This window comes from Roseovarius sp. CH_XMU1461, assembly GCF_037027165.1.
Lineage (GTDB): Bacteria > Pseudomonadota > Alphaproteobacteria > Rhodobacterales > Rhodobacteraceae > Roseovarius > Roseovarius nubinhibens.
The window spans coordinates 85,538-96,833 of sequence record NZ_JAYMDV010000009.1; the positions used below are offsets into that span (position 1 = coordinate 85,538).

At 63.4% G+C, this 11,296-nt stretch carries 12 protein-coding genes and 1 pseudogene; 4 read left to right on the plus strand and 9 right to left on the minus strand.

The features are described 5' to 3' along the window. Nucleotides 1–271: 271 nt before the first annotated feature. Nucleotides 272–601: pseudogene (locus tag WA237_RS18695) on the plus strand (hypothetical protein); the annotation flags it as partial. Here WA237_RS18695 and WA237_RS17385 read toward each other — a convergent pair. The 6 genes from WA237_RS17385 to WA237_RS17410 form a co-directional block, all read right to left on the minus strand. After that, on the minus strand, nucleotides 514–2,274 hold the full coding sequence (locus tag WA237_RS17385) for a SulP family inorganic anion transporter (RefSeq protein ID WP_336099149.1): 1,761 nt from the start codon (nucleotides 2,272–2,274) through the stop codon (nucleotides 514–516). The pseudogene WA237_RS18695 and the gene WA237_RS17385 overlap by 88 nt on opposite strands. Before the next feature lie 7 nt (nucleotides 2,275–2,281). Then, nucleotides 2,282–3,199, minus strand: coding sequence for an MBL fold metallo-hydrolase (locus WA237_RS17390; protein WP_336099152.1), 918 nt, complete (start codon nucleotides 3,197–3,199; stop codon nucleotides 2,282–2,284). Further along, complete coding sequence (locus WA237_RS17395) at nucleotides 3,199–3,639, minus strand: YeeE/YedE family protein (protein WP_336099154.1); 441 nt, start codon at nucleotides 3,637–3,639, stop codon at nucleotides 3,199–3,201. The genes WA237_RS17390 and WA237_RS17395 overlap by 1 nt, the downstream gene beginning before the upstream one ends. Before the next feature lies 1 nt (nucleotide 3,640). After that, nucleotides 3,641–4,075 (minus strand): YeeE/YedE family protein, encoded by a 435-nt coding sequence (locus tag WA237_RS17400; RefSeq protein ID WP_336099156.1) that lies wholly within the window; start codon nucleotides 4,073–4,075, stop codon nucleotides 3,641–3,643. Nucleotides 4,076–4,342: 267 nt separating this feature from the next. Further along, entirely contained in the window at nucleotides 4,343–5,551 is a 1,209-nt protein-coding gene (locus WA237_RS17405) for an NAD(P)/FAD-dependent oxidoreductase (protein WP_336099158.1), read from the minus strand. A gap of 108 nt (nucleotides 5,552–5,659) precedes the next feature. After that, nucleotides 5,660–6,337: a hypothetical protein gene (locus WA237_RS17410; protein WP_336099160.1), complete on the minus strand. Its 678-nt coding sequence runs from the start codon at nucleotides 6,335–6,337 to the stop codon at nucleotides 5,660–5,662. Between the two features lie 260 nt (nucleotides 6,338–6,597). Here WA237_RS17410 and WA237_RS17415 point away from each other — a divergent pair, with 260 nt between their 5' ends. Both WA237_RS17415 and WA237_RS17420 read left to right on the plus strand, forming a co-directional pair. Next, nucleotides 6,598–7,683 (plus strand): hypothetical protein, encoded by a 1,086-nt coding sequence (locus tag WA237_RS17415; protein ID WP_336099162.1) that lies wholly within the window; start codon nucleotides 6,598–6,600, stop codon nucleotides 7,681–7,683. 62 nt (nucleotides 7,684–7,745) lie between these two features. Then, nucleotides 7,746–8,009: a hypothetical protein gene (locus tag WA237_RS17420; protein ID WP_336099164.1), complete on the plus strand. Its 264-nt coding sequence runs from the start codon at nucleotides 7,746–7,748 to the stop codon at nucleotides 8,007–8,009. An 84-nt stretch (nucleotides 8,010–8,093) separates the two neighbouring features. Here WA237_RS17420 and WA237_RS17425 read toward each other — a convergent pair whose 3' ends face one another. Together WA237_RS17425 and WA237_RS17430 are read right to left on the minus strand one after the other, a co-directional pair. Then, the gene (locus WA237_RS17425) at nucleotides 8,094–8,522 is read right to left on the minus strand and encodes a YybH family protein (RefSeq protein WP_336099166.1); all 429 of its coding nucleotides are present in this window, start codon (nucleotides 8,520–8,522) and stop codon (nucleotides 8,094–8,096) included. Nucleotides 8,523–8,598: 76 nt separating this feature from the next. Further along, nucleotides 8,599–9,234 carry a sulfotransferase family protein gene (locus tag WA237_RS17430; protein WP_336099168.1) on the minus strand — a complete coding sequence of 212 codons (636 nt, stop codon included), beginning with the start codon at nucleotides 9,232–9,234 and terminating at the stop codon, nucleotides 8,599–8,601. 128 nt (nucleotides 9,235–9,362) lie between these two features. Here WA237_RS17430 and WA237_RS17435 point away from each other — a divergent pair, with 128 nt between their 5' ends. Then, nucleotides 9,363–10,319 carry a LysR family transcriptional regulator gene (locus WA237_RS17435; RefSeq protein ID WP_336099170.1) on the plus strand — a complete coding sequence of 319 codons (957 nt, stop codon included), beginning with the start codon at nucleotides 9,363–9,365 and terminating at the stop codon, nucleotides 10,317–10,319. A gap of 13 nt (nucleotides 10,320–10,332) precedes the next feature. Here the strand turns inward: WA237_RS17435 and WA237_RS17440 are convergent, their stop codons facing one another. Next, nucleotides 10,333–11,118, minus strand: a complete 786-nt coding sequence (locus WA237_RS17440) for an SDR family oxidoreductase (RefSeq protein WP_336099172.1) — start codon at nucleotides 11,116–11,118, stop codon at nucleotides 10,333–10,335. Between the last annotated feature and the right edge of the window lie 178 nt (nucleotides 11,119–11,296).

Sequence of the window (11,296 nt, forward strand, 5' to 3'; positions counted from 1 at the left end):
GATACACAACTCGGCATGCCGAGGCTTATACTACCATCACCTCAGGTGAATATGCGTGGGGGTGATGTTCCGTCGGACGCGAAGAGAAATCTGTTGCTCAAAGTGCCCTTGAACCGCCTGTGAGACAAGCGGCCCCTGTAAATTAGTTGCAACGCCCGCACCCCTATTTGCGCGGCGTCGTGCCTAGAGACACAGGGCCCGCATCGCCGGAACGATCGCAGGCAGCTCGAAACCATGCGGCCAGGCCGCGCGGTTCTAATCGGACCAATATTCCTTCAATATTCAAGTTGTCGGGTCGCGTGGTGCGAATGCGACGCTCCCTTTTCGTGGCGATCGCGAGTTTGGTTCATTCTGTGCGTTGGCGTTTGGCGATGGGGCCGTTCCTATTGCGGCGTTTGGGTTTTATTCTGAGAAAGACATATCGGCGAGCGCCAGACTGATCGAGCGCGCCAAGCCTTTGGATGAGAGCTTGTCGGCGGATCGGTCGCAAGGGGGTTATGAGCGCTGCGGTCTTTATAGAGCGTCCCGAGCGCCGGTTGCCTCAGAATGCTGCCCGTTTTCAGGGGCAAGGGAAATAGCGGCCTCGTGCTGGCTCAGATAGACTTCGCCGGTCAGGGCGTCGAGAAAGCGGCTGCGTTTCAGGCGGTCCATGACCGGGCCTTTGACCTCGCTCAGATGTAGGCGGATGCCGGCATGGTCGAGGCGCGTGTTGATCGCCTCCAGCGAGTCGAGCGCCGAGAGGTCGATTTCATTGACCGCAGGGAACATCAAAATCACATCGGTCAGCTCCGGCTTGTCCGCGGCGAAGCGCAGCAGCTGATCTTCGAGAAAGCGCGCGTTGGGGAAGTAGAGGCTTTCATCCACCCGCAGCGACAGCACATGCGGCTGGGTCTCGACCTCATGGCGGCGCACATTGCGGAAATGCTCGGTCCCCGGGACGCGTCCGACCACGGCCATATGCGGGCGCGAGGTCTTGTAGAGATGGACGAGGATCGACGTGATGACCCCGGCGCTCACCCCAGCCTCGACGCCGAACAGAAGCGTCAGCAGGATGGTGACGCTGACGGCGGCGAAATCGGCATGGCTGAAGGACCAGGCGCGTTTCAGGATCGAGAAATCGACCAGGCTGAGCACTGCGACGACGATCGTGGCGGCCAGTGTCGCCTTGGGCAGGAAATAGATTAGCGGCGTCAGGAACAGCGCGGCGATGGCCAGCCCCAAGGCTGTAAAGGCCCCGGCGGCCGGGGTTTCTGCCCCCGCATCGTAATTCACCACCGAGCGCGAGAAGCCGCCGGTGACGGGAAACCCACCGGTAAAGGCCGCGCCGAGATTGGCGCTGCCCAGACCGATCAGTTCTTGGTCCGGGTCGATCCGCTGGCGTTTCTTGGCGGCCAAGGTCTGGGCGACCGAGATGCTTTCGACAAAGCCAATGACCGAGATCAGCAGCGCCGGCATGAGCAGCTCTGACAGCAGGGTGGGCGAAAAAGACGGCAGGGTGAGCGGCGGCAGGCTTTGGGGCACCTCGCCGACGATGGCCACGCCCTTGGCGTCCAGATCATAGGCCCAGACCGCCAGCGTGGTGCCGACTATCGCCAGCACCGGCCCCATCTTGGCCCCGGTGTCGGCCAGGCGCGGCCCAAGCCCGGCGCGGCGCAGCAGGGGCTTGAGCCCGCGGCGGACCCAGAACAGGAAGGCCGTGGCCGTGACGCCGAGTAGCAGGGTGATCAGGTTGACTTCGCCCAGATGCGCCCAGAGGCTGGCGATGATCGTCACCAGCGTGTGGCCCTCGGCCTGGATCCCCAGAATATGGCGCAGCTGGCTCGCCGCGATGAGGATGCCCGACGCCGTGATGAAGCCAGCGATGACCGGATGCGACAGGAAATTCGCCAGAAACCCGAGCCGAAGCAGCCCGAGCGCCAGCAAAATCGCCCCCGAGAGAAAGGCCAGTGTCAACGCCGCCGTGACATAGCCCGCGGTGCCGCTGGCTGCGATATTGCCCAAGGCCGCCGCTGTCATCAGCGAGACCACCGCGACCGGCCCCACCGCTAGCGCCCGGCTGGTGCCGAAGATCGCGTAGAGAACGATGGGGGTGATAGAGGCATAGATCCCAGCCTCGGGCGGCAGGCCGGCCAGCAGCGCATAGGCCAGCGATTGCGGGATTAGCATGATGGTGACGATCACGGCCGCCACCATGTCGCCGGTGAACTTGCCCCGGTCATAGCGCCGTCCCCAGTTGAGGATCGGCAGATATTGCGCGAGCGGAGGGAGGGTCATCTCTGGCTTAGTCGAAGCGGTTTACGGGCAGCTTGAGGTAATGGTTGCCATCTTCCTCTGCCGGGGGCAGGCGTCCGCCGCGCAGGTTGATCTGCAAGGCCGCGAGAATGCGGTTCGGCAAGGCCAGCGTCGCGTCGCGCTTTTGGCGGCGTTCGATGAAGTCTTCGCGCTTGGTGCCGTCCTTGACGTGGATGTTCTGCGCCTTGTGGGTGTCGACCGTGGCCTCCCACATCGGCTCTTTGCGGTCGTCCGTGCCGTAGTCGTGACCGATGAAAAGCCGGGTGTGGCCGGGCAGGGCGAGGATGTCTTGGATCGAGTCCCAGAGCTCATGCGTCTTGCCGCCGGGGAAATCCGACCGCGAGGTGCCCGCATCGGGCTGCATCAAGGTGTCATGGACGAAGGCTGCGTCGCCGCAGACATAGGTGATCGACCCCAGGGTATGGCCGGGCGAGAGCATGATCTTGACGTCCAGATCGCCGATCTTGAAGCTCTCGCCTTCTTGGAACAGGCGGTCAAAATCGCGATCCGGGTCAAAGGCCTCGGGTAGGTTGTAGAGATCGGCCCAGATCTTGGCGATCTCGGGCACCAGCGCGCCAATGGCGTTGGGCGCCCCGGTGCGCGCTTTGAGATGGGCGGAGGCCATGACGTGATCCGCGTGGGGATGCGTGTCGAGCACCCATTCCACGGTTAGGCCGTTCTCGGCCACGAGATCCAGCACCTGATCCATGCTCTCCTGCGAGAAGCGATAGTTCTTCGGGTCGAAATTCCACACCACGTCGATCAGCGCGGCGTTCTTGGTGATCGGATCGGCGCAGATGTATTGGATCGAGCCGGTGTCAGGCTCGTAGATGCCCCAGACATCGGGGCTGTTAGGGCCGGTCGACGGGGAATGGCGCACGACGGGGCTGTTCAGAGGGTCGCTCATCAGGTGGCTCCTTCTTTCGCGGTCGGGGTCAGGTCGGGTGTGTGACGGGCGACCCACATGCCGATGAGCATGGCGGGCACGAAGATCAGCGTGCCGCTGGCCGCGAGGGGCAGGGCGGTCAGCGCCGGTCCGGGGCAAAAGCCCCCGAGCCCCCAGCCAATGCCGAAGAGCGCCGCGCCGGTGATCAGTTTCGGTTCGAGATCACTGCGGGTGGGCAGGCGGAATTTCTGGTCGAAATAGGGGGTTTGCCGGTTTGCGAAGAGCAGGGCAAATCCCGGGGCGGTCACCGCGATGGCACCGCCCATCACGAACGCGAGGCTCGGATCCCAGCTACCGAAAAGGTCGAGAAAGTTGAGCACCTTGGCCGGATCGGCCATGCCCGACACGATCAGGCCGAGGCCGAAGAGGAGGCCGGAGAGCAGGGCGAAGATCTGTTTCATCTCAGGCTCCGATCACGTGACGCAGGAGGAAAACAGTGGCAAAGGCGGTGGCCATGAAGGTGAGGGTCGCCACGATCGAGCGCGCCGAGCCGCGGCTGATGCCACAGACGCCATGGCCCGAGGTGCAGCCATTGCCATAGGTCGCGCCGAAGCCGACCAGCAGACCGGCGAGACCCATGAGGAGAGGGTTCGACGGCACCCATTGTTGCGGCCAGCCCCCCGACACAAAGAGCCAGAGCGGCGCGGCCAGCAGCAGACCCAGCACAAAGAGCGCTGCGATGCCTCGGGCCTCGCCATCGCTGTCGCGGGCAAAGAGTTTGGAGGTCAGGCCGCTGATCCCGGCGATGCGACCGTTGGTGGCCATCAGCAGCACGGCCGAGGCCCCGATCATCATGCCGCCGCCAAGCGACAGCCACGGGGTGAATTCGGTTTCCATATCCCAACTCCTTTAGACGCGGGTGCGTGGAGCACAATGTAGTCCTCCCACATAATATTCAAGGATGTGAATGTGAGTGCTGTGCACAAGCGCCATGGCGCGCGCGGCCCGCGACGGCCCGCATCAATCCCCCTCCTTTGACGGATCAACCGGGGGGCGCGCCCAAAGGTTCCTTTGGCGCGGGCAGGGGAGTTGGTGGGCGTTGGTGGGGGTTGGCGGAGGTTTTGCACCTCCGCCGCGCGCCCCGGTTTGGGTGTGGTGTGGGGATCAGGCCGCGACGGTCTGATCCAATATGTTCGCCAGGTTCTCTGGGTCAAAGAACTCTTCGACCCCCACGGTCCCTGCGATGACCCCGAGATAGCGGCGCGTCTGGGCTGGGTTGTCTTTGAGCGCGCCGATGAGGGCCATCGCGTCTGGCGGCGGCGGTGCCAGCCTGCTCAGGTCGCAGGTCAGCCCGTACATGGCACGGGACATGGCGTCGCGTTCGCGGCCGAATTGGCGCAGTTCGGCGTCCAGATTTGACCCCCAGGACAGGCCACGGGCGATCGCGCGGGCGAGGATTTCCCCATGCAAGAACGCGTCGGTCATGCCCTGCGCCGTGATCGGATCCTTGTGATAGCCCGCATCCCCCAAGAGCGCCCAGCCGGCGCCCGAGGCGGTTCGGTAGAACCCGTCCAGCAGCGCGCCGCCAGCATAGCGGCCGACCTGTTTGGCGGGGGCCAGGCGGTCTGCCAGCCAAGGAATGGTTGCCACGGCCCAGTGGTAGGATCGGTCAACATCCTTGCGCACATCCGAATAGAGCGCCTTGGGCCAGGCCACACCGATGAAGGTCAAGCCGTCATTGGTCGGCGCGGCGACGGCAAACAGGCCGTCGCGGATGAACAGCCTCGGATGCGTCAGGTCAACACCGCTCCAGTAGCCATAATAGAAACAGGTCTCGGCGGCGCGGGCGTCATAGCGTTCGGCCCCCACCGTTTTGGCAAGACGCGACCGGGCACCATCGGCCCCGATCACGACGCGGGCGCGGATGTCCTCTGTCTTGCCGCTCGCCAGTTGCGTGCGGATGCCGACGACACGCCCGTCCTCGATCAGGGGTTCGCTAAAGCTGACGCCTTGCCGCAGCTCCGCGCCGGCTGATACGGCGTGTTCGGCCAGCATCGGGTCGAAAATATAGCGGCGCGGGGCATAGGCGGTGGTATTGCCGTCCGGCCCGGCCTCGGGCTGACCGGTGAGCACGACCGGACCGAAATCGACCGACACCTCTGTTTGTGCGGGCGCGCCGAGATCCGCCAGCGCGGGGCCCAGACCAAGGCGGTTGAGGCAGGACACACCGGCCGGATGAATGTAATGCCCCGAGAGGGTATCGCTGGGAAATGTGCTGCGATCTACAATCGTCACGTCAAGATGGTCGCGCGCGAGCATGAGGCCCAGCGCTGAGCCGGCGCAACGGGCGCCGATGATAACAACGTCTCTCATTAAAATTTTTCTCCAATTTTGCGCGCGCGGTTCGCGGCGCATGTGGTCTCAGACCCAGCCGAGCAACTGCGCGTCGCTCAGCCGGGGGATTTCAGGGGGTGGGTCAGCTCAGGAGCTGGTGTGTCCGTGGGCCGTGCCGGTCTTGTGAAATTCGCAGGTCACCGAGGGGTTGAACTGGGCAAAGACCCCGTTTGTGTTTTCCCGGTAGAGCCAGACGTGGCGGTCGTAATGCGGCTCGAACCCATGGGCCTCGTCGATCTCGGTCGCGGGGTCGTCGCGCATCAGGTCATAGGCCACGCCATGAAACGACGGTGCCTCGGTATTGCCCGCCTTTGTCCAGGCGTCGATGAAGACGAGATTTTCAACCGCGGCCAGTTCGAGCGATCCATCCTCTTGCGGATCGTAGATCAGGATCGACGGCAGGTTGAAATCGACATGGGTGCCGGTGCCGTCCACCCGTGGATTGGGGGGCGCGGTGATGCCCAGCAGATCGGGCCGGAAGTAGTGGATGCCCATCCCGCCCAAGGCGCGAGGATGCCCCATCATATCCGCCATTTCGCAGGTGTTTGTGGGCTCGGCGATATAGCCCTCGGCCAAGGCCACATCGACATCGCGGAACCTTTCCGTGGCTTTGCGCACCTCGGCCAAGGCCAGTTCGCCCGGCGCCGGGGTGGACGAGGCATCGATCCGCCGCGCGGTCTCGGCATCGAGCGGGGCGGCGGGGAGGCTGGCGGCAGTTGCGCAAAGCACAGCCAATGCCCCTAGGGGCATGTAAAACGTTTGCATGGTAATTTCCTGTTGGTTCAGGGGGGTTTCATCGACCCCCAAGATGACGGATGGACCTTCGATCTTCTGTGTCGCCCGATCCCATCCGAAACACCGGTTGACGTCGGTGTCATAGCAAGCCCGGTTTTCCGGGTCTCTCGTCGGAATTCGTCGGAACTTTCCGGGCGATTTCGACGATGATTTTGCGAGAAATGTAGTATGCTGTGACATACGAGATGTGGGCGCTTGAAATGGAGAGGAACCAGGAGTTCAAACGCGCCGTGGCTGATCGTGTGCGGGACTATCTTGCACGCGCGAGGATTTCGCGCGAACAGTTTGCGTTCCGGACCAAGCTTGGCAAATCCACCATCGATAAGTTTCTGGTGGGTCTTTATTCGACCCTTTCCACCGTGGCGCAGGAGACCGGTCTCGACCTGAGCGGAGCGATACATGTCCCCGCGCTGGCCGTGCAGGGCGATGCGTTCGATGTCTCACCGCCGCCGGTGTTCGATGGGCCCTCTATTGCCGTTTTGCCGTTCGAGAACCGCGGCGCCAGCGAGTATTTCGTCGACGGTATCGTCGAGGATGTTATCACGGCCTTGGCGCAGGTGCCTCGGCTCTTTGTCGTCGCGCGGACGTCAAGCTTTAGCTATCGCGGGCTGCACCGCGATGTGCGGCAGATCGGTCAGGAACTCGGGGTGCGCTATGTGCTGGAAGGCAGTGTGCAGAGCGAGCAGGGCCGGGTGCGCGTGACGGGGCAGTTGATCAATGCCACCACCGGCGGGCATCTCTGGGCGGATCGGTTCAACTATCCGCTGGATGACATTTTCAAGCTGCAGGACACGATCACCGAATGCGTGGTCGGTGCTATTGCGCCGATGATGCTCGAACAGGAGATCGCGCGCCAGCGCAGCAACTGGCCGACCAATGTCTCGGTCTATGATCAGTATTTGCAGGCGCTCGCCCTCATTCGGCGCGTGACACGTGAGGATAATTTCGAGGGGCTGAAGATCATTGACGACATCCTGCGGGCCGAGCCGCATTATGCGGTCGCCTCTGGCCTCGGGGCCTGGGGCTATGCGCTGCGGATTGCGCAGTTTTGGTCAGACGATCCCGAAGAGGATCGCGCGCGCGGGACGGCCATGGCGCGCGCCGCGCTGGTCGATGGGCAGAGCGATGCCGAGGCGCTGAGCCGGGGGGGTATTCGCTGGCGTGGCTGGCCTGTGAGTTCGAGACCGGACTGGCCGCCATCGAGAGGTCTATCCAGCTCAACCCCAACGACGCGGTCGCCCTGTCGCATGCAGGCTGGGTCAAATGTTACCTCGGTCGCGGGGCGGAGGCCTTGCAGGATTTTGAACGCTGCCTGAGGATCTGTCCGCTGGAGACAACGCGATTTCGAATATACGCCGGCAAGGCCTTTGCGCATTTCATGCTCGATGAGTTCGATCAATGCCTCGCCTGCGGGCAACAGGCGTTGGACCTCAACCCGAGCTTTACGCCCTCCTATCGCATCCTCTGCGCGGTGCTTGTGGTGCAGAACCGCCTAGAAGACGCCCGCGCCATCGCGGATCGTTTGCTGACATTGGTGCCCGGCTTCAATCTCTCCATCGAGCGGGCGATCTTTCGAAATTCAGGCCGCTTGGAGGATCTTCTCAGGCCGATGATGCAGGCGGGCCTGCCCTATGGGGATTGAGCGAGGGTGCTCTGCCCTCGACCCATGGGATGCGGGCGGCCGGAGCCGCCCGGGTTTTCGTCGGAGGGTATGTGACAGGAGAGGTCAGGCGGCCTTGCTCAGGCGTTTGAGGATGCTCAGAATGTCCTCGGAGATGTCGGTGTGGTGATGGGCGAGCTTCCAGGTGCCATTGGCCCGCCGGTAGACGTTGGTGACGCGCTGATGAATTGTCGCCTCGTGGCCGCCGAGGACGATGGTGCCGGTCTCGAGGCCGGTTTCGACCGCCAAGTCGGTGCCGAGGTCGATCCTCTGATCTGACAGCCGGATCTGGCCGCCGCCGGCGATCTCGGCGACTTTGGCAAAGCCCGCGACGATCGTGTCATAGCCGAGGTCGCGGCCGCCGATCGGGTGTTGCGCCCAGGCGCCGTCGGTTTGCGCCCAGGCCTCGGCCATGGGGACGGCGTCGCCTGCGGCCATTTTGTTCAACGCGTCATAGAACCTCGTCGAGGCCGCACGGATGTCGTTCAAAGACATGGTCTTTCCTTTCGTGTGACGGCGCGGATCTGTGCCCTGTCGGGCAGGGTGCCGCGTCTTGGGTGACATTCTCAGGTTAGCCTGCTGCCTCTTCGATGCCGGATTTGACCGAGGCAAAGAACTCGGCCCGTTTGTTGGTGTTGGGGTAGGGCTCGTCCGGCACCGCGACGCCGAGATAGCGGCAGAGCGGCTCCCATCCGTGGCGCGGGTGAAACAGCAAGGCGCGGCCGTCTTTTGCCATGTCGCGGGCCTTGGCCACGTTGGCGCGGTAGGCCGCGAGGATGCCGTCGCGATCTGTGCGCCCGCCGAGCGCCCGGTGGATGATCACCTGTTCGAGCATCTCGAACCAGGCCCGGCGGTCTTCGGGCCATGCGGCCCGGTCGAGGATGAGCGGCAGGATGGTTTGCGAGAAGCTGCCATACCAGTCTTCGGGGTCGCGTTCGGAAAGGATGATCCTGGCGTCCGGGCTAGCGGCCAGAACATCGGGCCAGAAGGCGGCGACGGGAAAGTCGACCGCCGCGCGGTAGCCTGCGAAGAGGCATGTGTAGTCGGGCCGCCCCTCTGCCGCATCTGCCCAGAGCCGGATCTGTTCGGCATTGCCGATGACTTCGGACATGTGGTGACAGGGGCCGAAGCCCAGTTTTTCTAGCGCGGCTTTCAGCGAATAGGTGCCGGTCCGTCCAAAGCCCGCGCCGATGATTTCGAGTGCCATAGCTGGTGAGCTCCCTTTAGGAACAGGCCTATATGAATAGGTCTGATCGGGATTGCCGATATATGCGTTGATATGGTTAGATTGCCGCCAGATATGAGGTTTTGTCGAACGAAACGTTTGCATATGCCATGAATGAAATTGATTTATATCGCGTCGACCTCAACCTTCTCGTGGTTTTCGAGGTGCTGATGGAGACCCGGAGCGTGACGGCCACCGCGCAGAAGATCGGGCGCACGCAATCTGCCGTGAGCCATTCTCTTGCCCGGCTGAGGGACCAGCTCGGCGATCCGTTGCTGGTCCGGGTCGGGGGCAAGATGCAGCCCAGCCCCTATGCCGAGATGATCATCGCGGATGTGCGGCCCATTCTGCGGAGCATCCGCCGGGTCATCACGCCGAGGGACCTGTTCGATCCGGCGACAAGTGACCGTATTTTCCGCATCGCGATGCCGACGCTCACCAAGGTCATTGCCGAGGTGTCGGCCCGCGTCGAGGCGGAGGCGCCGCATGTGAAGATCGAATGGCTGCCCGCCCATCGCGATGTCTATGCGGCGCTGAGCGAAGGGCTGATCGACTTGGCCCATCTTGGCGGCGAACCGCGGCTGCCGGATGGGTTGGAACAGCAGGTGATGGAGCCATTCTCTTGGGTGACCTTCGCGCGGCGGGATCACCCGGCCTGTGCCGATTGGGGGCTGGAGGCCTGGCGGAGATATCCGCATCTCATGGTGAATGTGACCCAATCCATGCAAAACCCGTTTCCCGTGGCCGCGCAGGACGATCCCGGCTCGCGGCGGGTCAGCGCGATGATCGGGGATTCCGCCGGGGTTGCCTCGTTGCTCGCAAAATCGGATTTTCTCGCGACGTTTCCGGCCATTCTGCTGGCCTGGGATATGGAGGCTTTCGGATTGCGGGCGCTGAGGCCGCCGGTCGATCTCGGGTCGGTTCTGGTGCGGTTTTTCTGGAGCGCGCGGCTCGCCAATGATGCCGGGGGGTCATGGATCCGCTCGATCGTGATCGAGAGCTATCGCCGGGTGCAGGCGGAGGCGGAAGCAAAGCTCTCGGGCGAGAGGCTCATCGCGCCGCTCTGATATGTCGTTTGTGTCAGTCTGTCTTGGGTGTCGCCGCCGAGCCTGCGAGCAGGCCGCCGTCGATGTTGAGTTCGGCCCCGGTCATATAAGCCGCCTCGTCCGAGGCCAGCAGAACGGCGAGGGCCGCGATCTCCTCCGCATCGCCGAACCGGCGCAGCGGCGTGTCCGCGACAAAGGCCGCCATGCGCTCCGCGCGGTCCGGGCCGGTGCCCAGCATCGGTTCCCACATCGGGGTCAGGATGGCGGCGGGGTGGATCGAGTTGCAGCGGATGTTCAACCCTTGCTCCGCGCAATAGAGCGCGACCGATTTGGTATGGTTGCGTACGGCGGCCTTGGATGAGGCATAGGCCGCCGCCGCCGGGATGCCGACGAGGCCCGAGCGGGAAGAGATATTGATGATCGACCCGGCACCCCGGGCGCGCATTGCCCGGATCGCGTAGCGGCACCCGAGGAAGGTTCCGTCGAGATTGACCGCATGCACCGCCCGCCAGTCTTGCAGGCTGGCAGTTTCGGGGTCATGGGGCCGCACACCCTCTTCAAAGCCGGTGATCCCGGCGTTGTTGACCACCACGTCGCATTCGGGCCAGGCTTTGGCCAGCGCCTCCCAGTCTTGCTCGGACGCCACATCGAGGCGCATCGCTTGGCCGCCGATGTCGTGGGCCAGCGCGGCGGCGCTGTCTTCGTCCTTGTCGGTCACAATGACGGTGGCGCCTTCTGTGGCGAAGGCCCGCGCGATCGCGGCCCCGATGCCGCGCCCGGCGCCGGTGACGATGCAGGTCTTGGTGTTCAGACGGGGCATGGGGGTCCTTTCTGGTTTTGGTGCTGCGGCGCAGCGCTTCCCAGTGAGTTTCAAAGGTTTACAAATAGAATTAACATAACATCGATTACGCGAGATTTGGATGTAGCCGCAATGCAATAATGTCACCCATGAGCAATTCAGAAGTGTCACTCTCCTCGCAAAACGATGTGAGGATAAG

What these genes read in the sequence shown, in the direction of transcription:
- WA237_RS17385 (WP_336099149.1), bottom strand. Translation starts at nt 2,274, where the DNA reads ATGACCCTCCCTCCGCTCGCGCAATATCTGCCGATCCTCAACTGGGGA.
- WA237_RS17390 (WP_336099152.1), bottom strand. Translation starts at nt 3,199, where the DNA reads ATGAGCGACCCTCTGAACAGCCCCGTCGTGCGCCATTCCCCGTCGACC.
- WA237_RS17395 (WP_336099154.1), bottom strand. Translation starts at nt 3,639, where the DNA reads ATGAAACAGATCTTCGCCCTGCTCTCCGGCCTCCTCTTCGGCCTCGGC.
- WA237_RS17400 (WP_336099156.1), bottom strand. Translation starts at nt 4,075, where the DNA reads ATGGAAACCGAATTCACCCCGTGGCTGTCGCTTGGCGGCGGCATGATG.
- WA237_RS17405 (WP_336099158.1), bottom strand. Translation starts at nt 5,551, where the DNA reads ATGAGAGACGTTGTTATCATCGGCGCCCGTTGCGCCGGCTCAGCGCTG.
- WA237_RS17410 (WP_336099160.1), bottom strand. Translation starts at nt 6,337, where the DNA reads ATGCAAACGTTTTACATGCCCCTAGGGGCATTGGCTGTGCTTTGCGCA.
- WA237_RS17420 (WP_336099164.1), top strand. Translation starts at nt 7,746, where the DNA reads ATGCTCGATGAGTTCGATCAATGCCTCGCCTGCGGGCAACAGGCGTTG.
- WA237_RS17425 (WP_336099166.1), bottom strand. Translation starts at nt 8,522, where the DNA reads ATGTCTTTGAACGACATCCGTGCGGCCTCGACGAGGTTCTATGACGCG.
- WA237_RS17430 (WP_336099168.1), bottom strand. Translation starts at nt 9,234, where the DNA reads ATGGCACTCGAAATCATCGGCGCGGGCTTTGGACGGACCGGCACCTAT.
- WA237_RS17435 (WP_336099170.1), top strand. Translation starts at nt 9,363, where the DNA reads ATGAATGAAATTGATTTATATCGCGTCGACCTCAACCTTCTCGTGGTT.
- WA237_RS17440 (WP_336099172.1), bottom strand. Translation starts at nt 11,118, where the DNA reads ATGCCCCGTCTGAACACCAAGACCTGCATCGTCACCGGCGCCGGGCGC.